Below are 22,247 nucleotides of genomic sequence, written 5' to 3'. Positions count from 1 at the left end.
GGTTAGAACCGGGCTCGCACGCCGGCGAAGGCGCCGCGCCCCAGGGTCCCATAGCGATAAAGCGTCTCGTATTGCTGATCGAACAGGTTCTCGACCCGGCCGTAGACCTCGAAGATGTCATTGATCGGATACGACAGACGCACCTCGGTCAGCACGTAACTCTTCAGCCGCCGGCTGTTGCTGGCGTTATCGAAGCTGTGGCCGACATACTGCATCGTCACCCCGCCGTTGAGGCCGCCCGGCAGGTTGACCGTCACGTCGCCCGAACCGGTTTCGCCGGCGCGGCGCGCCAGGTCTTTGCCGTAGTTGGCGCCCGGAGAGCGGTTGGTGGCATCCATGTTGGTGTAGTTGGCCGAGACGGTGACCATCGTATTGATCTCGTAGGCGCCGTCCAGCTCGACCCCCTTGGCCCGCGTCTTGGCGGTATTGGCGTAGTAGCCGTAGGTCGGCAGGTCGTAGTTGGACAGGAAGTCGATCTGGTTGGTGGTGTCGCGGTCGAAGTAGGTGATCGAGCCGCGCAGGCGGCCCTCAAGCAGCGTGTGCTCTATGGCCAGGTCCCAGCTCTTGGCCTCTTCGGGCATCAGGTCGGCGACCTGGATGATCTTCAGCCGGTTGATCGCGTCGGGGCCGTAGGGGCTGAACAGCTGGTACAGCGACGGGGCCTTGAAGCCTTCGCCATAGTTGAGCCGCACCACGGTCGCGCCGGCATTGAGGGAATAGGCCGCGCCAGCCTGATAGGTGGTAGCGCCGCCGAAGGTGTCGTGATCGTCGTGACGCACGCCGCCGGTCAGGGTCAGGCCGGCGATCGGCTTGGCCTGAACTTGGCCGTAGACGCTGTCCATACCGGTCGCGTGACGGTCGGCGACGGTGTCGTATTGCGGCGAGATGGAGCGGAACCACGAGCGTTCGGTCTCGGCGCCGACCACCGCGCGCCAGATCGGGTTGATGGTCCAGGTGCCCTGGTACTGCAGCGTCCCGTCGGTGCCCTTGGCGTCGAAGGTTTTTGACGGGCTGTAGGTGGGATCGTAGTTGTCGCGGTCGGTCTGGGTGTAGCTGAAGCCCAGGCGGCTGTTCAGCGCGCCGCCGAAGCTGGACAGCCGGCCGCCCAGATAGCTCACCAATTCCTTGGTCCTGCCGTACTCGGCGCTGTCGCCCAAGGCATAGGGCGGAGCAGGCGAGGAGCCGTCGTACTCGTTGCGACCGGCGGCGTAGGACGCGCGTGCGTCCAGGGCCAGGTCGCTGGTGACGTTGAGATCCAGGCGCCCGCTGATCGAGGCGTTGTGGTAGCCGTCCTTCTCCTTGCCGCCGCGGGTCTCGTTGAAGTTGGAGATCCCGGCCGTGGTGTAGGAGCCGGCCGCCAGTCGCCAGCCGCCCCAGTCGCCGCCGGCCCCGACCCCGACACGGCCATAGGCCGTGGCGCGCGAACCGCCTTCCAGCGCGACGGAGGTCGAGAGCGCCCCCTTGGGCGTCTCGGTGATCATGTTGACAACGCCGCCGATCGCCTGGCTGCCCCACAGGGTGGACTGCGGGCCGCGCAACACCTCGATGCGGCTGAGATTGCCGGCCAGCTGGGTGGCAAAGTCGTAGCCGCCGCCGGTGGAGGAGGGGTCGTTGAGCTTGACGCCGTCGATCAGCACGGCGGTCTGGTCGCTCTCGGCGCCGCGGATACGCACCTGGGTCGAGCCGCCGACACCGCCGTTTCGAGTGACGGTGACGCCTGGGGTGCGTGACAGCAGGTCGGAGATCACCACGGCCTGGTGCGAGCGCAGGTGCTCGGCGTCGATGATGGTCATGCTGATGGGTACTTCAGACAGCTTGTCGGCCGTGCGGCTGGCGGTGACCACGATCTGGTCGACCTCATTAGCCGGGGCCGTCGAGTCAGCGGCGTGAGCCAGCTGGGGCAGGGTAAGGGCGGTGGTGGCGGCCAGTACGGCCAAGACGGAATAGTGGCGCATTTCAAATCCTCCGTGCGCGGCAACGAAGGCTGGCCCGAGGATTCGGACCGGCCTGACGATGTCGCCTCGGGGGAAAGAACCCCATCGTTCGGCGCACCCCGGCCGGACGAAGGACGACTGCGACGGGCAGGTCTCCTGGCTTGCGGGTCAATGCCGGTGCGCGTCGCCTTCCCAGTTGTCTTCCGAGGAAGACGTCCAGTGGCATATGACACGCGGGCTCGCCGCTTACAGTTGCGGGGGCAGCCCGGGCTTCACACCCGAGTTCCCTTTTCATCCTCTTTCGAGGAACCTGTCGCAGGGGCTGCACTATATGCTGCGTCGCACACGGTCAATCGGAGCGTATCTTGTCGTTCACCCTCGTCCTCGGCGGAGCCCGGTCCGGCAAGAGCGCCTTCGCGCAAGGCGAGGCCGAGGCGCAAGCGGCGCTCGTCGGTGGTCGCTTGGTGATGATCGCGACCGCCCAGGCCTTCGACGACGAGATGGTCGAGCGTATCGCCCGACACCGTCTGGATCGCGGAGAGGCCTGGGTCACCCTAGAGGCGCCGATCGACTTGAGCGCGGCGTTGGCTGGCTTGAGCGCGTCCGATATCGTTGTGGTCGACTGCCTGACCCTGTGGCTCTCGAACCTGATCCTGACCGAGCAGGATATCCCCGCGGCGGCCGCCGAGTTGGTCGAGGCGACCGCGGGCTTCGACGGCGCGCTGTGGCTGGTGGCCAACGAAGTCGGCTTCGGCATCGTGCCCGACAACGCCCTGGCTCGACGCTTCCGCGACGAAGCCGGGCGGCTGCACCAGGTGCTGGCCCAGGCGGCGGACAACGTAACTCTGGTCGTGGCCGGCCTCACGCTGCGAATGAAGTGAGAAAAACTCCGTTGAGCGCCGATATCCCGCGACTAAGGTGGGGCTAAGGAAGACGCGGCTCGCGTGGACGAGCGGCGCTCCGGGAGGAAGCCATGAACGCCATCGCCCCCATCATCGCAGCCGAAGCCCCCGACTATGCGGGCCTGACCGTCACGCCCGTCGGCACGGTGCTCGGCGCGGAAATCTCTGGCGTTGACCTGCGTCAGCCCCTGACGCCGCAGCGTGTCGCGGCGATCCGCGCGGCCTTGCTCCGCCACAAGGTGGTGTTCTTCCGCGACCAGGATATCAGCCACGAGGATCATGTCCGTTTTGGTCGCTATTTCGGGGACTTGGAAGGACATCCTGTCACCGCCCACGTCCCGGGTTTTCCCGAAATTCTGCACATCGAGGCCGCCGACGGCATGAAGTTGCGCGAGGAAATCGTGCCGCTGGTTCGGGCGGCCAACAAGTGGCACACCGACGTCACCTTCCGGCCTGCTCCGTCCATGGGCGGCGTGCTGCGGGCGCGCCACTTGCCACCGCTGGGCGGCGACACCCTGTTCGCAGACACCGCCGCGATCTATCGCGACCTGCCCGAGACGTTGAAGGCCAGGTTGCTGACCCTGACCGCAGAGCACGACATTCTGCAAAGCTATGGCTACCGCGTCGACGAGGTCAAGCGCGCCGAATTGCGCGCGGCCTATCCACCCCAGATCCACCCCGTGGTCCGCACCCATCCGGAGACCGGCGAGCAACATCTGTTCGTCAACAAGGTCTTCACCACGCGGATACTGGGCTTGCCGGACGATGAGGCCAAGACCCTGTTGGCCGACTTGCTGGACCGGGTGAAGACGCCGGAATACCAGGTCCGCTTCCGCTGGACGGCCAACGCCATCGTGTTCTGGGACAACCGCGCCACCCAGCACTACGCCATCCTCGACTATTGGCCTCAAGACCGCATCGTCGAACGGGTGACCATCCAGGGGGATGCGCCGTTTCTGACGTTAGGCTAGAGCCGAAATAGATAGCATTTTCAGATTATTATCACAGCACATTGACTCTCTTGACCTCCTTCATCCCGACGCAAGTCGGGACCCAAGCCGAGTGGGCTGTCTTGTCTGAGCGAAACCACTGGGCTCTGCTTGGCTCCAGGCTTTCGCCGGGATGATTGGTATGGGCGGGACCGCACCTGACAGTGAAACCTCAACCCCGCCCATCCCGCTCTATCACCCGACGCTCCATCAGCAGCAGGGTCAACATCACGACGAAGGCGAAGGCCAGTAGGGCGGCCGACAGTTGGTGGGCCTTATCCCATTCCAGGGCCTCGACCAGGCGGTAGATCTCGATCGACAGCACCTGGGTTTCACCCGGAATGCCCCCTCCCAGCATCATGACCACTCCGAACTCCCCGACCGTATGGGCGAAGGCGAGGATGGCGGCGACGGCGTAGCCCGGTAGCGCCAACGGCAGGGCGACCCGGCGAAAGGTGCTCCACGACGAGGCGCCAAGGGTCGCGGCGGCCTCCAGCGGTTCGTCCCCGACCGCGATAAAGGCGTTGCGCAGCGGCTGCACCGCGAAGGGCAGGGAATAGATCAGTGAACCGATCACCAGGCCCTCGAAGGTGAAGGCCAGGGTGCGGATCCCGAAGGGATGCAGCAGCATCATCAAGGGGCTATGGGGGCCCAGGGCGATCAAAAGGTAGAAGCCCAGAACGGTCGGCGGCAGGACGATCGGCAGGGCGACCAGCGCCCCGACTGGCGCCTTCCAGCGCGAGCGGCCGCGGGCCAGCCACCAGGCCAGGGGCGTGGCCAGGATCAGCAGCAGGATCGTGGTGATGCCCGCCAGCTTGATCGTCAGCCACGCCACCTCGACCATGGTCACTTCACCTCGTAGCCGTAACGCCTGATGATGGCCTTGGCGTCCTTGCTCTTCAGATATTGCAGGAAGGCCTTGGCGGCGGGGTTGTCGACGCCGGTCTTCAGCAAGACGGCCTGTTGGTCGATCGGCGTATGGTCGGCGCTCGGCACGATCCATCGCGAGCCGCCCGTCTCGTTGATCACCTGCGACAGCGCCACGAAGCCAAGTTCGGCCGCGCCGGTCTGCACATACTGATAGGCCTGGGTGATCGACGAGCCCGTGACGATCTTCTGTTTCAGCACATTGTAGAGCCTGAGCTTGGTCAGGGTCTCGACCGCCGCCTGACCATAGGGCGCGGCCTTGGGATCGGCGATCGACAGCTTCTCGAAGCCACCCTTCCTCAGCACCGCGCCCTTGGAGTCGACCAGGCCCGGGGTCTTGCTGAACAGCACCAGCCGGCCGGTGGCGTAGGTGAAGCGCGTTCCAGGTACGGCCAGACCGCCGGCCTCGGCCTTGATCGGGCGCTCGCTATCGGCCGACAGGAAGACCTCGAACGGCGCACCATTGGCGATCTGGGTGTAGAACTGGCCGGACGAGCCAAAGCTCAGCGTCACCTTGTGGCCGGTCGCCGCCTCGAACTTGGCGGCGATCTCCTTGACGGGCTCGGTGAAGTTGGCGGCGACCGCGACCTTGGTCTCGGCGGCGAGCGCTGAGGCGACCATCATAAGCGACACGGCGCCAGCCAGGGCGGCGATCAGGAAGGGGTGGGGGTTGCGCATGGACGGCATCCTCATCAAGGGGATATGTAGCAAGACTACATAACGGTGTTTAGCCGGACGTTGAGGGTTTTTTGCGGGGCTCGGGCGCATGATGTCGATCGATGGCGATCTCAGCGCCTCCCTGATCCTGCGACGCGGCGCCTTGGCCCGCGTGGGACTGGAGCGTGTGGCGCTGATCGAGGCTGTGGCCGAGTTGGGCTCGATCAGCGCCGCCGCCAAAAAGCTGGGCCTCAGCTACAAGGGCGCCTGGGACGGGGTGCAGGCGCTCAACAACCTGTTTGACGCACCCTTGATCGTCGCCAATGCGGGTGGGAAGGCCGGAGGGGCCGCGAGCGTCACGGCCAGGGGCCGTGCGGTGATCAAGGCCTTCCGCGACGTCGAGCGCGAGATCGGCGCCGCCCTCGCGCGTCTCGAGACCGGGCTCGCCGCGCCGAGCGAGAACCTGGGTGAGCTGTTCTGGAGTCTGGGTCTGCGCACCAGCGCTCGCAACGCCGTGCGTGGAACAGTCATGGGGATCGAGCTCGGCGCGGTGACGGCCCGTGTGACCCTCTCGCTCGGTGACGGCGTCGAGATCGTCTCGGTGATCACACGGCGAAGCCTGGACGAGTTGGGCCTGAGGGTCGGCAAGCCGGCCGTGGCCTTGATCAAGTCCAGCTTCGTGGTGCTGGCCGAGCCCGCCTCGAGCGCGGACGGCAATCGATTGTCGGGGCTCGTCGCCGACCGCGAAGACGGCGCCAGCGCCAGCGAGATTCGCCTGTCCCTGGCCACCGGCAAGACCCTGGTCGCGACCGTGCCACTGAACGCCACCACACCCTCGGTTGGCGCGCGAGTCGTGGCGATCATCGAACCCGCCAACATCATACTCGCCGTTGAATAGGAACGCCGTTTGCGTGCGGTTTGCCGAACTCGTCTGGCGAAACTTCCGCGCTTAATGGACAGTGGGGTAGGAAACCTGATGCTCGGCTGGCCTGTTCTGCAGCCTGACGGGCAGGGGATATCCCTCGGCGCGAAGCGCGGCGTTCAGGGCCCGCGCCAGGACCATGACCGACCGTCCGTCGGTGAGCAGGGGCTTGAGGAGTTCCTCGCCCAACGCGCTGGCGGTTCCAGCCAGACCGCAGGAGACGATCCGCCGTTGCTCGTCAGTCAAAATCCCACCGCAGACTGGGCAGCGGATCTGGATCGGTCTGCGCAACGCGGCTTCCACGGTTTGCATCCAGGCGATGAACAGGCCGGCGACACGGTCTGACGACTGGCAAGCCAGGGCCTGAGCCACGCGGCGATTGGGGGTTGAGTCGGTCGAGCGCGCGCCAGCCCAATCGCGGATAGCCCCGAGCAGCAGCCTCTCCCCGACGGCCGGAGCGAGTATTTCGTGAGATGTGGTGGGCGAAAGGGACATCAGGCCTCCAAACGGTCCCGCGACAAATTCAAAACCGTCCGCAATAGTTACGGCCCCCATAGTTGCGAGTCAATCGCAACTGGGCGACACTGGACCGTCGATCCTTGACGGCCTAGGCTGGCCGTTCGCCACGATCGGATTGTCGCCGATCCCGTTCCGGAGCTCTCTTCTGTCCGCCGTGCCGCGATCGATCACGCCGATGATGCGGCTGTACGGCGAGAAGCGGGCCAATCTGGCGCGCGTGTTCGCCGCCCGCCTGCGGTCGGTCGCAGAGGCCGAGGACCTGATCCAGGACCTGTTTCTCAAGGTTCAGGCCCTGGGCGACTTGGAGGTCGAAGGCGACGGCTCCGCGCTGCTGTTTCGCATGGCCAACAATCTGATGCTCGATCGTCTGCGCAGTCAGGCGCGAGCCGGAGCGCGCGATGAAGGCTGGCGCAGTCTGCAGGTCACCACCTTGGGCGACCAGCAGGCGATCGATGCGCCCTCGGCCGAGGACGTGGTGACCAGTCGCCAGCGGCTGAAGGTGATGATGGCCACGCTGGAAACCCTGCCGGCTCCCATCGCGCGGGCCTTCACCCTGCACAAGCTGCAAGGCCTGAGTCACGCCGAGACCGCCGCGCAGATGGGTGTCAGCCGTAGCTCGATCGAGAAACATGTAAGCGCCGCCCTCAAGGCGCTGATAGCGAAACTGCCATGAGGGACTCTAACCGCACGGAAACAAGATTCGGAGGTTCCGGGCCTTCGGTGGCGTCTTACCCACAGGGCGCCACACGGCGCCGGGGCGGAGCACGATGACGCGGTCTCAGGCAGATATCGAAACCGCGATCGGTTGGCTTGTCCGCCTACAGGGGGAAGCCGCCACAGAAAGCGATTGGCATGCGTTCGACGCCTGGCTGACGGCGTCGCTGGTCCATGCCGAAGCCTATGACGCCGCCCAGGCCTTCGATCAGCGCCTGGACCTCGACGCTCGCCTGGCCGAGCACGCGCCGGCCGACGACCCTGCGACAGACAATGTTGTGCCGCTGCGCCAAAGCCATCGCGCCTGGGCTTGGTCGGCCGGCGCCGCGATCGCGGCGGCCTTGGTCGCCGGCGCCGTGCTGGTTCCAGCCAGCGGTGTGATGAGCGGCCAAGAAACCACCTATTCCACGGGCGTTGGCGAGCGGAAGACCATTGCGCTGGACGACGGCACCCGGATCGAGCTGAACGCCGCCTCAAGCCTGACCGTGCGGTTCGAACGCAAGACCCGCCACGTCGCCCTGGGTGACGCCCAGGCGTTCTTCGACGTCGCAAAGGACCCCAAGCGTCCGTTCCTGATCGAAGCGGGCGACACCCAGGTGCGTGTGGTGGGCACGGCGTTCGACGTCCGTCATCGCGACGGCCAGGTCGCCGTGGCCGTCCAGCGCGGCGAGGTCGAGGTGCGTCCCGCCGACGCGAACCCCTTCCGGCTGCGTCCGGGGCAGGGGCTTTCGCACGCCGAGGGCCAGGCGGACGCCCGCCTCGCGACCGTGGCGATCGAAGAGGTCTCCGGGTGGCGCCAGGGCCGACTGATCTATCGGGACCAGCCCTTGTCGCAGGTTGTCGGCGATCTGAACCGTCTTTTCCCTCGTCCGGTGAAGCTGGCTGACGCGAAGGCGGCGGATATGCGACTTTCCGGTGTGTTGATCGTCGATGAGCAGGATGCGATGGTCGGCCGACTGTCACATCTGCTTCCCGTCCGAACGACGACGACCAAAGACGCTATCGTGATCCGGGCGCGCTAGGCCTTGCTGACGGGAACGGAATCGTTCGAAGCGCGAAGCTTGGGCTCTAGGGGTCTAGAGCTGGAGCGCGATGACCTCGAAAGCGGATATTCCGTTTCGACGCCGATTTAGCGACCTCGGTCCTCCGAGGGCGAGCGTCGCCGCGCGCGCGCTGGCCTCCAGCTTAATTTTCCCCCTCGCATTGGCCTTGACGTGGGCCTCGGCCGATGCGGCCCGTGCGGCGCAGGCGCGATACGCCATCGCGATCCCCGCCAAGGCGCGTTCGGAAGCGCTGATCGACCTGGGCGTCCAGGCCCGGGTGACCTTGGGCGGGGCGTCGTCCTGTCCTGGACGCAGTCCTGCCGTCGTCGGCGCCATGAGCCTGCGGCAAGCCCTGGATGCGATCACCGCAGGCGCGCCATGCCGGTTTGAGATCCTCGACGACGCCACGGTCAGCATCCTGCGCGGCGGACCGACGGCGCGAGCGTCGTCGGTCACCACCGTGGTGGAGCCGGTTTCCCTGCTTGAAAGCGTGATCGTCACCGCCACCAAACGGCCGACCCGCCTGGGATCGGCGGCGGGGGGCGTCAGCGTGATTGGCGCGGGCCAGCTCAACGACACGGGCGCGGTCGACACCCGCGGCATCTCGCAGCAGACGGCCGGCTTCATCACCACCAACCTCGGCGCGGCCCGCAACAAGATCATGCTACGCGGACTGTCGGACGGCGCCTTCACCGGGCGCACACAGCAGACGGTCGGCACCTATCTCGACAACATTCCTCTGACCTACAACGCGCCGGACCCCGACCTGCGTCTGATCGACATCGAACGGGTGGAAATCCTGCGCGGGCCGCAGGGCGCGTTGTACGGCGGTGGATCGCTCAGCGGCGTCTATCGGATCGTGTCACGCAAGCCCGTGCTGGACGAATGGTCCGGCTCGGTGCTCGTGGGCGGAGCGCTCACCGAGTCGGGCTCGCCCAGCAGCCGCCTGGAGGGGGTGGTCAACCTGCCGGTCGTCAACGATCGAGCGGCGCTGCGACTGGCGCTCTATAGCGATGCGGAAGGCGGTTATGTCGATGACGTCAATCTGCGCCTATCCAACGTCGATCGGACGACCCGAAGCGGGGGGCGTGCGGCGCTATCGGTTCGGCTCGACGACAACTGGACCGCAATGGTGTCCGGCGCGCACCAGGATCTGCACGCCACCGATAGCCAGTATACGACGCCCAGCCTCGGCGGACAAAAGCGCGCCAATCAGGTGCGTGAAACCCACGACAACGTTCTTCTGCAAGGCGCGGTGACGGTCGCCGGTTCCGGCGACTGGGGACGGTTCGAGTCCTCGACAGGCTATGTCCGCCACCGGTTCGCTAGCCGGTTCGACGCCACGGCGGCGCTGAACGGAGCCGGCGCGGGGGGCGTGGACATCGGCCTGTTCGACGAGGCAAGCAAAGTCCGGCTGCTGGTCGAGGACGCTGTCCTGTCATCGCCCGACAATGATCGGTTCCGCTGGTTGATAGGCCTCTATGGGCTAGCAAGCTTGGAAGATAGCGACGGCGAACTCCGGGCGCGCACCACGTTCAACCCGTCGCGGCTGATCTATCTGGAGGCCCGCCGCGACCGGCGCCGCGAGTTGGCGGCTTACGGGGAAGCGTTCTACCTGTTGGGCGGCGGTTGGACCGTCAGCCTGGGCGGTCGCGCCTTTCAGACGGAAGTTCACACCACTTCGGCGGTCAAGGCTCCCCCCGCCCTCACACGCAAGCTCGATCGCAAGGCTCGCTTCAGCGGCATTTCACCCAAGTTCTCCCTGCAAAGGACCCTTGGAAAGCAGGCAATGGTCTATGTGCTGACCTCGGAGGGATACAGGTCAGGCGGTTTCAACTCTGGCGGCCTTGCCGCGCCCTCGGCGCTCCGAGGCTCGTTCAAGCCGGACCACCTGCGCAACTATGAAGTCGGCGCCAGCGTCAGCCCGTTGGCAGGCCGCGTGGTCCTGCGCGCGGCATTGTTCCATGATGTCTGGACCGACATCCAGACCGACCAGTACCTAAGCCCCTCCGGACTCTCCTACACCGCCAATGTCGGTGACGGTCGCAACACCGGCCTGGAGATCGAGGGTACGGTCCGCCCGCGACCAGGCCTGACCATCGAGGTGAACGCCTTGTTCAACCGGCCACGCCTGAGCAAGGTGGACCGCAATTTCGCTTCGGCCGCGCAGAGCGAATTGCCCGGCGTCCCCGACGTCTCGGCGGGCGGACTGGCGCGCTACGAGAAGAGTCTGTCCGCCGATCGACGGCTCATCATGACCGCCGAGATGGAGTACGTCGGCCAATCGCGATTGACCTTCGATCGCCGACTTTCCCCGTCGATGGGGGGCTACATGACGGGCCGACTGTCGGCGGAAATGGCGATGGCCGATTGGGGTGTGACCCTGGCGGTCACCAATCCGGCCAACGCCTCGAGCGACACCTTCGCCTATGGCAATCCGTTCAGCTTTGGGCAGGTCCGACAGGTCACCCCACTGCGGCCCCGCACGTGGAGCCTGGATATTTCACGCGCGTTTTAGAGGCGAGGCTTCGACCTGGGCATATCTCGACAGCTCCTCGCGCGCAAACGCGATGGTTCTTATGAGGTTCCCCCGCCGTGGCGGCGTCTACCCCATGACGGGATTGCGACAGGAACCGCGATCCCCAAGGTCGGGGAAGATCAATGCCTGTGCTGTCGGGGCTCGTTTGCGCCCACAATGAAGAAGCGCGTATCGCGCAATGCCTGGCGCGTCTGGCGTTCTGCGATGAAATTGTCGTGGTGGCCGATCGCTGCACCGACCGCACTGAGGCCATCGCGCGCCGCATGGGCGCGCGGGTCGTCTCCGGCATCTTCCCCGTCGAGGGCCTTCGCAAGGAAGCCGGCGTAGCCGCTTGCCGAGGAGACTGGATCGTTGAGTTGGACGCCGACGAGGCCGTGCCGCCGGCGCTGGCCCAGGAGATCCGCGAGACCGTCGCCCGTCCGGACGCCGGCGATTGGTACCAAGTCCCGGTCGACAATTTCGTCGGCGAGCAACTGGTGCGGCACGGTTGGGGCGGCTCGTTCGGCGCCTCGTCGGTAGCGCGACTGTTCCGCAAGGGCGTGAAGAGCTGGAAGAGCGAGCGGGTCCATCCCGGCACCATTTTTACGGGCGTCTACGGCGGGCGCTTGAGCAACGCCATCCTGCACAAGGTCGATGATGATATCGCCGACATGATCCAGCGTCTCAATCGCTACACGGCGCTGCGCGGCCAGGATCTGGCGGAAAGCGGCAAGATCAAGAGCCTGTGGGACGACCTGTTCCGTGGCGTGCGCCGCTTCTACAAATGCTACGTTTCGCGCAAGGGTTACAAGGAGGGCGATCTGGGCTTCCTGATCGCCGTCATGGCGGCGCTCTACCCCTTATTGTCCAACCTGAAGGCCCGCGAAATCCGCTTCTTGAACGCCCGGGACCTCACCACGGTGCGATTGGGCCATTCAACCCTGGTAAGCCTCGCTAGCGAGGACGCCAGACTGGGTCATTCGGCCTAGGCTTTCGCCATGTTGCCAAATCGTCTTCTGATCGCGGTCATCCTCGGTCCCGAGCTCGCCCGCTGGAAAGCTGGCGGCCATGGACCGTTGGTCTGGTGGCGGGATGACGATGCCCGCCAGCCAGGCCCGGCCCTTGACCGGCTACTCGCCCTGTCGCGCCGCTTCGATGCACCCATCACCTTGGCCGCAGTGCCGGACGGCGACATACCGGCCCTGTCGAAGACCTGTCGCGAGACGCCGTGCGTCGAACTCGCCATCCACGGGTTCCGCCACGAGAACAGGGCTCCGCCTGGCCAGCCTTCGGGCGAGGTCAACGAACTCGACCTGCTGACCGACGTCATCCAGGAGCTCGGCGAAGCGATCGAGGTGTTCCGTCGCGCGGGTGTCAGGGCCAGCCTGTTCGTGCCGCCATGGAACAACGCCCATCCGACCCTGAAGACCGCGCTCCGCTTGCGGGGGTTGACGCTGTCCTGCTACGGCGAGATGCGCGACGAGCACGAACCGACGGCGCGCCTGGACACCCATTTGGATATCATGCGCTGGAAACCTCGCGCCCGCTTTCGGGGCGCGGTTCGCTTTCTTCTGAGAACCCGTCGTCATCTCGCCGAACGCCGCCTCAAGACGCTATGGGACGAGCCCGTGGGCCTGTTGACCCATCATCTCGACCATGACGAAGCGGCATGGCACTTCCTTGAGGCCCTGCTGCCCGTGGTCAAGCCGGTCAGCCGCCGTTCATTGGCCGGCGGCCCCGTCGGCATGGGCGCGCTCGCCTCCGCGACAACGCCGTCGCTGAAAGTCGGCTAGGCCTCCGCGTCACCGTGATGGATTGACCACGATATATTGGACCGTCGTCCGCGAATATTAGGGCGCGTACCAGGTGCTACCGCACCTGCGAGTAGCTCAAGCCGTTGACGATCACCGTTGAGCAACCTCGAAGAATGCTCACGGCGTCTTGCCTCCCAGCCAATATGGTTTGAAGAGCTGGCAGAATGACCCCGCCGCTCACGGCGGTATATCGGGGGATTTCCCTGGGCGGGTCTCGCCAGAACCCCGACAGACGAAATGTCTTTTCCCGGCGATTCCAAGGAAATGCCGCGGCGGCCCGGATTCCGTCGAATAGCCCCCGCCGCCGTCGATGCGGATGAAGCGGCTGGACCTATTTGTCGATCGTCAGCCTGAAAATCATTGTGTTCCGATAGGTCTGGCCCGGATCCAGACGCGCCGAAGCGAAGCTCGGCTTGTTGGGGGCGTCTGGAAAGCGTTGCGGCTCCAGCGCGATACCGTCGCCTTGACGATAGATCCGCCTGCTCTTGCCGACCGTCGTGCCGTCGATGAAGTTCCCCGAGTAGAACTGAATGCCGGGCTGATCCGTCAGGATTTCCAGCCCCCGGCCGCTCTTGGGATCGGACAGGCGGGCGGCCAGGCGCGGCGCCGCGCCGGAGGTTCCCGTCAGGACGTAATTGTGGTCGTAGCCTCGGCCGATGACCAGTTGGGGGTCGCCAGCGTCGCGGATCCGATCACCGACGGCCGTTGGAGCGCGAAAGTCGAACGCCGTCGTCGCCACGGGGGTGATTACGCCGGTCGGAATGAGCTCCGCGTCGACGGGGGTATAAGCATCGGCGGTCAGGGTCAGGACATTGCCCATCGCCCCCTCGGCCGCGCCCTCACCGGCGAGGTTGAACAGGGCGTGATTGGTTAGATTGACGATGGTCGGCTTGTCGGTCGTCGCGGCATAGGTGATCGTCAGCTCGTTGTTCTCGTTCAGCGCATAGGTCGCCGTGGCGGTCAGGGTTCCGGGATAGCCCTCGTCGCCGTCCGGACTGACATGGCTGAAGGTCACGGAGGTCACCGGGCCGCGTTTGACCTCTTGGACCTTCCACACGACCTTGTCGAACCCCTTGGTCCCACCGTGCAGGGCCGCGACGCCGTTGTTGTTCAGGGCCAACTGATAGGTCTTGCCGTCCAGGCTGAACTGCCCCTTGCCAAGGCGATTGGCGAAGCGCCCGACCGAGGCGCCAAAATAGCTGGCGTTACGGACATAGGCGCCGGCGTCGGCGAAGCCCAGCGCGATGTCGGCGGACTTTCCGCTCCGGTCCGGAGCGATCAAGGCCTGCAGCGTCGCGCCATAGGTGATCACCGTGGCGCTTACGCCGTGACCATTGCTCAAGGTGATGGCTTCGACGGCCTCGCCAGACGGTGTCTGGCCGAACGACCTGCGGGCGTAGTCCCCCGCCAGACCGGTCGTCGGCAAGACAGCGGCGGTCAGCAGGATGGCGCCATAGAAGGCGCGACGCCGAGCTTTCATGAATTCCTCTCCAGAGCGGACTGCGCGACTCTAACCGACGGAACGGTCGCTTCAGGTCATATACTCAGACAAATAATTCAGACGCAATCCGGCTTGTCGGCAGTCGACCATGGACCGATGCAACCAGGTCGCCGCGCATCGGCGACCTGATCTTCAGAGCTGTTCTAAAAAACGCCGTCGGTCGCGCGCGCGACGCCCAGCGGATTGCCGTCCTGCAGAGCGGCCGGCAGCAGATTACCCGGAATGTCCTGATAGCAAACGGGCCGCAGGAAGCGTTCGAGCGCTCGGGTGCCGACCGACGTTCCGCGCGGGTCGGAGGTGGCCGGGAAGGGGCCGCCATGGACCATGGCGTGCGACACCTCCACGCCGGTCGGCCAGCCATTGGCCAGGATTCGCCCGGCCTTGCGCTCCAGGATCGGCAGCAGGCTCCGCACCAGATCGGAGTCGGCGGCGTCCATGTGCAGAGTGGCCGTCAACTGGCCTTCCAGGCTTTCGAGCAGCATCTGAAGCTGCTCAAGGTCCCGAACACGGACGATCAGCGAGGAAGAGCCAAAGACTTCGTGGCCTAGCACCGCGTCGCTCAGGAAGGTCTTGGCGTCGACCTCGAACAGCGCGCCGACCGCCTGGTTGACGCCGTCCCCGACGCAACCACGCCCCAGTAGGCGGACGCCGTCGCGGCCGGCGAGGCGATCGACACCCTGCTCATAGGCGCCGAAAATCCCGGGGGTCAGCATGAGATGCGGCGCGGCGGCGTTGAGCGCCGCGCTGGCGGAAGCCGTGAAGCGCTCCAGGTCGGGGCCCGCGAGCGCGAAGATCAGGCCGGGATTGGTGCAGAACTGGCCCGCGCCCAAGGTGAGGGAGCCGATGAACGCCGCCCCCAGGGCCTCGGCTCGCGCCGCCAGGGCGCTCGGACACAGGACCACGGGATTGACGCTGCTCATCTCGGCGAAGACCGGAATGGGTTCGGGTCGCTCGGCGGCGATCTTGACCAGGGCCACGCCGCCAGCCCTTGAGCCGGTGAAGCCCACAGCCTTTACGCGCGGATCGCGCACCAGGGCGCCGCCCAGCGCGTGCGACTGCCCCGTCAGCAGAGCGAAGACGCCGCTCGGCAGTCCGTCCGACGCAACAGCGCGCGCGATCGCCCCGCCGACCAGGGCGCCGGTATTGGGGTGGGCGGGGTGGCCCTTGACGATCACCGGGCAGCCCGCAGCCAGGGCCGAGGCGGTGTCACCACCCGCCGTCGAGAAGGCCAGTGGGAAGTTGCTGGCGCCGAACACCACCACGGGACCCAGCGGAATGAAACGCTGGCGCAGGTCCGAGCGCGGCATGGGCTGGCGGTCGGGCTGGGCCGGGTCGATGCGCGCGCCGATCCAGTCGCCGCGCCGCACCACCTGCGCGAACAGCCGGAGCTGACCGGTCGTGCGACCGCGCTCTCCAGTCAGCCGGGCCTGCGGCAGGCCGGTCTCGGCCATGGCGGTCTCGATCAGTGGGTCGCCGATCGCCTCGATCTCGCTGGCGATCGCCTCCAGAAACGCCGCGCGGGTTTCCAGGTCGGTCTCGCGATAGACGTCAAAGGCGGCCGCTGCGGCGGCGCAGGCTGCGGCGATCGCCGCCGCGTCCGGCTCGACGAAGCTTGGCCCGAAGGCCTCGTTGGTGGCGGGATTGAGAGCTCGCAGCGCGGCGTCTGACATTTGGATACTCGCTTGTTCCACAAGGGCTGGCGCAACGCCCTTCGCCCCAACAGGGGGGCGGCGGACGTGGCGCAACGGGCTGATATCCACGTCGCTTTTGACGGTTGGCGATCAGATTGGCGAAGGCGTTGTAGCGACCGGGAGGCTCGGCGCCAGGCGCCTCAAGGATCGGGGTCACATCGGTCCACAATTTGGCGGCGCCGTGTGACAGTTTCAACTGGCCCTGCACGTTTCAATCGCGATGCCGAGCTTTCAGACCGTCACAGACTGCGCACCGTCACCTGACGTGGCTGCGCCTGGGCCAGGCTGTTTCGGGCGGGGTAGAGGAAGGGCGCGGCGCTGATCTCGAAAATGTCGTCCAGCTTGGTCTGGAACCCCTCGGAGAACGACAGGGTGGCGGCGCCGAAGAAGTGGATGTGAATATCGCCTGGGCGACGAAACAGGTCGTACTTGAAATGGTGATGTTCGAGGTTGGCGATGGTGTGGGACATGTTGACCTCGCCCGACAGGAAAGGCTTTTCCCAGACGATCTCATTGCCGCGCAGGATGCGGCTGGCGCCGCGGACGTCGGCGGGCAGTTCGCCGGTCAGCAGTTCGGGACCCAGGGCAGCTTGGCGCAGCTTGGAGTGAGCCAGCCACAGATAGTTCCCACGCTCGACGATATGGTCGGAAAACTCGTTGGCCAGGCAAAAGCCCAGGCGGTGGGGCGAACCGTCCGATCCGATCAGATAGACGCCCGCGATCTCGGGCTCCTCGCCGCCGTCCTGGGCGAAAGCGGGCGAGGTGAGGGGACTGCCCGGCCCGACCACGTGCGAGCCATCGCCCTTGTAGAACCATTCCGGCTGCGCCCCGACGGCGCCTGGGGCGGGCTTTCCGCCCTCGACGCCCATCAGGAACATGCGCATGGAGTCGGTGAGCTGTTCTCCGGCCTGGGCGGCCTTGTGCATCTTGTCACGCCCTTCGGCCGAACCCAGATGGGTCAGGCCCGTGCCGGTCAGGATGAGGTGGGCGGGGTCAACATGGTCGATGGGAGCCAGGACCCGGCCATCGGCGAGCGCCGAGGGGATGTCGATCTCTTCGCCCAGCGGGCTCGACTGCGCCGCCTCGACTAGGGTGGCGCCGACACCAAGCGCCATCTGAGCCAGATCATAAAGCGTATCGGCCACTTCCACGCGGCGGGCCAGGCCGGCGTCGTTGACCGCGGCGAGGGTTCGCCGGTCCGGTTCCTTCAACTGCACGAACCGAAACACCATGCTCTTTCCGCCTCACGCGCCGTCTGCGATTAAGTCTGACAAATAGCAATTTAGATGAGCTGTCAAACCAGCTTCCGTGGCGGAGGCCGCAAGAACAGGAAAGAAAAACGCTTAGAATTTCGACCCTGGTAAAACACCACCACCTGTCGCCTGTCGTAATCATTGTGTTACTCGCGATTCTGGTCGGATCGCGGCCGGGCCGTGGTCGACCCTGAAATTTTCTTGTCGTCAGACAAATTGTCTTCCTAGTGTCGCCGCGAGATGGCCGGAAGCGATGGACGATCGCCGTCCGCCCGAGGGGCCGAGGCGGAGCAGAGGGCACGTGCGAAAGACGAAAGACACGATGGGCGACGGCGATCCGGGGCGCGAGCCGCATCGGGGGCGCATCCACGGCTCGATCGCCCGCACACTCGGCGTGGCCATCGTCTCGGGGCAATATGCGCCGGGCGACATTCTCAACAATGAGATCGATTCCAGCGAACAGCTGCAGGTCTCCCGCAGCGCCTACCGTGAGGCCATCCGCATCCTGGCCGCCAAGGGCCTGGTCGAGAGCCGGCCGAAGACTGGCACTCGGGTCACCCCCCGCGCCCGATGGAGCTTGCTGGACCCGGAGGTCTTGGCCTGGCTCTTCGTGTCGGAGCCAAGCGAGGAGTTCCTCAAGGGTCTCTATGAATTGCGGATGATCGTCGAGCCGGCGGCCGCCGCCCTGGCCGCCGAGCGCCGCGACGCGCGGCAATTGGAGCGGATGCGCCAGGCCCTGATCCAGATGCAGCACGAGACCCTGGCCACCGAGGCTGGCCAGGCCGCCGACCGCGATTTCCATGACACCGTGCTGGAAGCGACCTGCAATGCGCCGCTGTTCACGCTGAGCAGCAGCATCGGAGCGGCCGTCCGCTGGACGACGATCTTCAAGCAGCGCAATCGCGAGCTGCCGCGCGATCCGATGCCCGAGCACTGGATGGTGTTCGACGCCATCGCCGCGGCTCGCCCCGACCAGGCTCGTGAAGCCATGGAGCGTTTGGTCAGTCTGGCGCTGCAGGATACCCGCGCGGCGATCGATCCGAAGAGGTAGACGCGCAAGCTGCGCTACGCAGGCGGATTTCCGCGTAAATTGCCGTGGATTGCCCATCGTCCGAAAATAGGTAGCGCTGCCTTCCCTTTGTGAAAGCGGCTCATGACCGTTGTCAGCGGCGTGGCTCCGCGTTGACGCATGGGAGTGCTCGGTATAGTCAGACAAATGAATTGGAATGAGACGGTCGGATGTCGCTGACCCGCTGACGTGGCGGATCAATAGTCAGTACGTCGCGACGGACCCTTCCGGTGTCGCCGTGCCAAGGATCGTCATGAGCTCTAACGCTGTTCCGCCCCGCGCCCTTCGTTCGCGCGCCTGGTTCGACAATCCGGACAACGCGGACATGACGGCGCTCTATCTTGAGCGCTACCTGAATTTCGGCCTGTCTCTGGACGAGCTGCAGTCGGGCAAGCCGATCATCGGCATCGCCCAGACCGGCAGCGACCTCTCGCCCTGCAACCGTCACCATCTGGTCTTGGCCGAGCGTGTCCGCGAGGGCATCCGCACGGCAGGCGGCATCGCCCTGGAATTCCCGGTCCACCCCATCCAGGAAACCGGCAAGCGACCGACCGCCGGCCTGGACCGCAATCTGGCCTATTTGGGCTTGGTCGAGACGCTCTACGGCTATCCGATCGACGGCGTCGTACTGACGATCGGCTGCGACAAGACCACCCCAGCCTGTCTGATGGCCGCCGCCACGGTCAATATTCCCGCCATCGCCCTGTCGGTCGGCCCCATGCTGAACGGTTGGTACAAGGGCGAACGCACCGGCTCGGGCACCATCGTCTGGAAGGCCCGCGAGCTGCTGGCGGCCGGCGAGATCGACCGCGCCGGTTTCATCAAGCTGGTCGCCAGTTCGGCCCCCTCGACAGGCTACTGCAACACCATGGGCACGGCCACGACCATGAATTCGCTGACCGAGGTGCTGGGCATGTCGCTGACCGGTTCGGCGGCCATTCCCGCGCCCTACCGCGACAGGCAACAGAACGCCTACGAGACGGGCCTTCGGATCGTCGATCTGGTCAGCCAGGACATCAAGCCGTCCGACATACTAACCCGCGACGCCTTCCTCAACGCCGTGGTTGTCAACTCAGCGATCGGCGGCTCGACCAACGCCCCGATCCATCTCAACGCCCTGGCCCGCCACATCGGTGTGGAGCTGAGCGTCGACGATTGGCAGACCTATGGTGAAGAGGTGCCGCTGCTGGTCAATCTGCAGCCGGCTGGCGAATATCTCGGGGAGGACTACTACCGGGCCGGCGGCGTGCCGGCCGTGGTCAATCAGCTGATGAGCCAAGGCCTGATCCGCGAGGACGCCTTGACGGTCTCGGGTCAAAGCCTGGGCGACGCCTGCCGGGACGCCATCATCGAAGACGAGGCGGTCATACGGCCCTTCGACAAGCCGCTGGTCCAGCGGGCCGGCTTCGTTGTCATGCGCGGCAATCTGTTCAATTCGGCGATCATGAAGACCAGCGTCATCACCGCCGAATTCCGCGATCGCTACCTTTCCGACCCCGACGATCCAGACGCCTTCGAAGGCGACGCGATCGTGTTCGACGGGCCAGAGGACTATCACCGGCGGATCGACGATCCATCGGTGGGCATCACCGAGCGTAGTGTGCTGTTCATGCGCGGCGCCGGACCGATCGGCTATCCCGGCGCGGCCGAGGTCGTGAACATGCGAGCCCCTGATTACTTGATCAAGCGCGGCATCCATCAGTTGCCCTGCATCGGCGACGGGCGTCAGTCGGGCACTTCGGGCTCGCCGTCGATCCTCAACGCCTCACCCGAAGCCGCCGCTGGCGGAGGCCTGGCCTTGCTGAAGTCCGGCGACCGGGTGCGAGTCGACCTGCGCAAGTCGAGGGTCGATGTGCTGGTGACGCCGGAAGAGATCGTCGCGCGTCGCGCGGCGCTCGATCGGGCAGGGGGCTTTGTCTATCCCGAAAGCCAGACGCCCTGGCAGGAGATCCAACGGGCCATCGTCGGCCAGATGGAAACCGGTGCGGTGCTGGAGCCTGCGGTCAAGTACCAGCGCATCGCCCAGACCAAGGGCCTGCCGCGCGACAACCACTAAGGCGACAGGGGCCTCGCCCCGGTCGCGAACGCCAACGAGCCGGTCAACCGGCGAGGAAACCTGGAGGAAACTACGTGAAGCTGACCACGCTGAAGCACGCGCTCGTCGCGGGCGCCGCCATCGCGATCCTGGCCACCGGCGTCGCGAGCGCCCAGACCGCCGTCACCGCGACCTTGCACGCCGACCAGCCCGGCGCGGTCATCCAGCCCGAGGTGTACGGCCAGTTCGCCGAGCATCTGGGCCGGGGCATCTACGAGGGTGTCTGGGTTGGGGAGGACAGCAAGATCCCCAACACCAAGGGCTACCGCAACGACGTCGTCGCGGCGCTGAAAGCCATCAAGGTGCCGCTGGTGCGCTGGCCCGGCGGTTGCTTCGCCGACGACTATCACTGGCGCGAGGGGGTGGGCCCGCGCGACAAGCGCCCGACCAAGGTCAATGTGAGCTGGGGCGGGGTCGAAGAGACCAACGCCTTCGGCACGAACGAATTCATGGAATTCGCCGAACTCATTGGCGCCAAGACCTATGTCGCCGGCAACGTCGGCACCGGCTCGCCCCAGGAGATGGCCGAGTGGGTCGAATACATGGTCTCGCCCACCAAATCGACGATCGCCAACCTGCGCCGCGCCAACGGCCGCGAGCAGCCGTGGAAGCTCGACTATTTCGGCGTTGGCAATGAGAACTGGGGCTGTGGCGGCCAGATGACTGCGGCCCACTATACCGACCTCTATCGCAACTTCGCCGAATTCATCCGTGTGCCTCAGGGAACCAAGACCCAGAAGATCGCCGGCGGCGCCAATAGCGACGACTATAGCTGGACCGAGACCATGATGGCCGGCGCGGCCAAGAACATGGACCAGATCAGCGTCCACTATTACACCATCCCCAGCGGCCGGTGGTCGATCAAGGGTTCGGCCACGAAGTTCGACGAGCAGGTCTGGGCCGACACCATGGTGCAGGCGCTGCGCATGGACGAGATGATCACCAAACATAGCGCGATCATGGACAAGTACGACCCGCAGAAGCGCGTCGGCCTGGCCGTCGACGAGTGGGGGATCTGGCATGATGTCGAGCCCGGCACCAATCCGGGTTTCCTCTATCAGCAGAACACCATGCGCGACGCCGTGGCGGCCGCCGCGACCCTGAACATCTTCCACAAGCACGCCGACCGGGTGCGGCTGACCGCCATCGCCCAGATGGTCAATGTGCTGCAGGCGATGATCCTGACCGACAAGGACAGGATGGTCCTGACCCCGACCTACTGGGTCTACGATCTGTACAAGCCGTTCCAGGGCGCGACGTCCCTGCCGCTCGAGGTTGATGGCCCCGCCTATGTGATGGGCAAGGACAGCGTGCCTTCCGTCAGCGCCTCGGCGGGACGCGACACGGCTGGCGTGGTGCACGTGGCGTTGGTGAACCTGAATCCGAACATGCCGGCCACCGTGAAGATCAAGCTCGCGGGTGTGGCCGGCAAGAGCGCGAAGGGCAGGGTGCTGACCGCCTCGACCATGAGCGCTCACAACACGTTCGACGCGCCAAACGTCGTCAAGCCCGCCGCTTTCAACGACGCGCAGATCAAGGGCGCCACGCTGACCGTCACCCTGCCGGCCAAGGCCGTGGTCGTGCTGGACCTGACCTAGGGTCTGGCGACGACTGCCCGGCGCCGCCATCCCCGTGCTGGAGGCGGCGCCGGCTGGTCTCGCCCAGAGACTCGAATGTCCCGGATCGAGGTTCGGAAGCG

The 22,247-nt window shown here is 65.8% G+C and carries 18 protein-coding genes and 1 riboswitch; of the genes, 11 read left to right on the top strand and 7 right to left on the bottom strand.

Features of this window, described 5'->3' with window-relative positions:
* Positions 1 to 2 precede the first annotated feature (2 nt).
* Positions 3 to 1,955: a TonB-dependent receptor plug domain-containing protein gene (locus ACP694_RS07470; protein ID WP_426011505.1), complete on the bottom strand. Its 1,953-nt coding sequence runs from the start codon at positions 1,953 to 1,955 to the stop codon at positions 3 to 5.
* A 108-nt stretch (positions 1,956 to 2,063) separates the two neighbouring features.
* Positions 2,064 to 2,263, bottom strand: a riboswitch (cobalamin riboswitch).
* Between the two features lie 36 nt (positions 2,264 to 2,299).
* Between ACP694_RS07470 and cobU the strand changes: the two genes are divergently transcribed.
* A complete protein-coding gene (cobU, locus tag ACP694_RS07465; protein ID WP_426011504.1) occupies positions 2,300 to 2,815 on the top strand; it encodes a bifunctional adenosylcobinamide kinase/adenosylcobinamide-phosphate guanylyltransferase in 516 nt (171 codons plus the stop codon).
* Between the two features lie 92 nt (positions 2,816 to 2,907).
* Complete coding sequence (locus ACP694_RS07460; RefSeq protein ID WP_426011503.1) at positions 2,908 to 3,807, top strand: TauD/TfdA dioxygenase family protein; 900 nt, start codon at positions 2,908 to 2,910, stop codon at positions 3,805 to 3,807.
* A 190-nt stretch (positions 3,808 to 3,997) separates the two neighbouring features.
* Here ACP694_RS07460 and modB read toward each other — a convergent pair whose 3' ends face one another.
* Complete coding sequence (gene modB, locus ACP694_RS07455) at positions 3,998 to 4,669, bottom strand: molybdate ABC transporter permease subunit (protein WP_426011502.1); 672 nt, start codon at positions 4,667 to 4,669, stop codon at positions 3,998 to 4,000.
* A gap of 2 nt (positions 4,670 to 4,671) precedes the next feature.
* Positions 4,672 to 5,430, bottom strand: a complete 759-nt coding sequence (gene modA / locus ACP694_RS07450; protein ID WP_426011501.1) for a molybdate ABC transporter substrate-binding protein — start codon at positions 5,428 to 5,430, stop codon at positions 4,672 to 4,674.
* Positions 5,431 to 5,518: 88 nt separating this feature from the next.
* Between modA and ACP694_RS07445 the strand changes: the two genes are divergently transcribed.
* The gene (locus ACP694_RS07445; protein WP_426011500.1) at positions 5,519 to 6,307 is read left to right on the top strand and encodes a TOBE domain-containing protein; all 789 of its coding nucleotides are present in this window, start codon (positions 5,519 to 5,521) and stop codon (positions 6,305 to 6,307) included.
* A 51-nt stretch (positions 6,308 to 6,358) separates the two neighbouring features.
* On the opposite strand, the gene ACP694_RS07440 is transcribed toward ACP694_RS07445, so the two are convergent.
* Entirely contained in the window at positions 6,359 to 6,826 is a 468-nt protein-coding gene (locus ACP694_RS07440) for a hypothetical protein (protein ID WP_426011499.1), read from the bottom strand.
* 178 nt (positions 6,827 to 7,004) lie between these two features.
* Between ACP694_RS07440 and ACP694_RS07435 the strand changes: the two genes are divergently transcribed.
* The 5 genes from ACP694_RS07435 (at position 7,005) to ACP694_RS07415 (ending at position 12,918) form a co-directional block, all read left to right on the top strand.
* Positions 7,005 to 7,523, top strand: coding sequence for an RNA polymerase sigma factor (locus tag ACP694_RS07435; RefSeq protein WP_426011498.1), 519 nt, complete (start codon positions 7,005 to 7,007; stop codon positions 7,521 to 7,523).
* Between the two features lie 94 nt (positions 7,524 to 7,617).
* Positions 7,618 to 8,586 (top strand): FecR family protein, encoded by a 969-nt coding sequence (locus tag ACP694_RS07430; protein WP_426011497.1) that lies wholly within the window; start codon positions 7,618 to 7,620, stop codon positions 8,584 to 8,586.
* 187 nt (positions 8,587 to 8,773) lie between these two features.
* Positions 8,774 to 11,125 (top strand): TonB-dependent receptor, encoded by a 2,352-nt coding sequence (locus ACP694_RS07425; protein WP_426011496.1) that lies wholly within the window; start codon positions 8,774 to 8,776, stop codon positions 11,123 to 11,125.
* 143 nt (positions 11,126 to 11,268) lie between these two features.
* Positions 11,269 to 12,114 carry a glycosyltransferase family 2 protein gene (locus ACP694_RS07420; RefSeq protein WP_426011495.1) on the top strand — a complete coding sequence of 282 codons (846 nt, stop codon included), beginning with the start codon at positions 11,269 to 11,271 and terminating at the stop codon, positions 12,112 to 12,114.
* 9 nt (positions 12,115 to 12,123) lie between these two features.
* Complete coding sequence (locus ACP694_RS07415; protein WP_426011494.1) at positions 12,124 to 12,918, top strand: polysaccharide deacetylase family protein; 795 nt, start codon at positions 12,124 to 12,126, stop codon at positions 12,916 to 12,918.
* Positions 12,919 to 13,270: 352 nt separating this feature from the next.
* On the opposite strand, the gene ACP694_RS07410 is transcribed toward ACP694_RS07415, so the two are convergent.
* From ACP694_RS07410 to araD1, 3 genes are all read right to left on the bottom strand, one after another.
* On the bottom strand, positions 13,271 to 14,419 hold the full coding sequence (locus ACP694_RS07410) for an aldose epimerase family protein (protein WP_426011493.1): 1,149 nt from the start codon (positions 14,417 to 14,419) through the stop codon (positions 13,271 to 13,273).
* A 164-nt stretch (positions 14,420 to 14,583) separates the two neighbouring features.
* Positions 14,584 to 16,110, bottom strand: a complete 1,527-nt coding sequence (locus ACP694_RS07405) for an aldehyde dehydrogenase (NADP(+)) (RefSeq protein ID WP_426011492.1) — start codon at positions 16,108 to 16,110, stop codon at positions 14,584 to 14,586.
* A 260-nt stretch (positions 16,111 to 16,370) separates the two neighbouring features.
* Positions 16,371 to 17,363 carry an AraD1 family protein gene (araD1, locus tag ACP694_RS07400; protein WP_426011491.1) on the bottom strand — a complete coding sequence of 331 codons (993 nt, stop codon included), beginning with the start codon at positions 17,361 to 17,363 and terminating at the stop codon, positions 16,371 to 16,373.
* Positions 17,364 to 17,706: 343 nt separating this feature from the next.
* Here araD1 and ACP694_RS07395 point away from each other — a divergent pair, with 343 nt between their 5' ends.
* From ACP694_RS07395 to ACP694_RS07385, 3 genes are all read left to right on the top strand, one after another.
* Positions 17,707 to 18,435, top strand: a complete 729-nt coding sequence (locus tag ACP694_RS07395; protein WP_426011829.1) for a FadR/GntR family transcriptional regulator — start codon at positions 17,707 to 17,709, stop codon at positions 18,433 to 18,435.
* A gap of 271 nt (positions 18,436 to 18,706) precedes the next feature.
* On the top strand, positions 18,707 to 20,509 hold the full coding sequence (locus ACP694_RS07390) for an IlvD/Edd family dehydratase (RefSeq protein ID WP_426011490.1): 1,803 nt from the start codon (positions 18,707 to 18,709) through the stop codon (positions 20,507 to 20,509).
* Positions 20,510 to 20,583: 74 nt separating this feature from the next.
* Entirely contained in the window at positions 20,584 to 22,146 is a 1,563-nt protein-coding gene (locus tag ACP694_RS07385) for an alpha-N-arabinofuranosidase (RefSeq protein ID WP_426011489.1), read from the top strand.
* The last annotated feature ends 101 nt before the right edge of the window (positions 22,147 to 22,247 follow it).

It is taken from the genome of Caulobacter sp. DWR2-3-1b2 (genome assembly GCF_049896345.1).
GTDB lineage: Bacteria > Pseudomonadota > Alphaproteobacteria > Caulobacterales > Caulobacteraceae > Caulobacter.
This window is presented reverse-complemented; position numbering and strand designations above follow the sequence as displayed.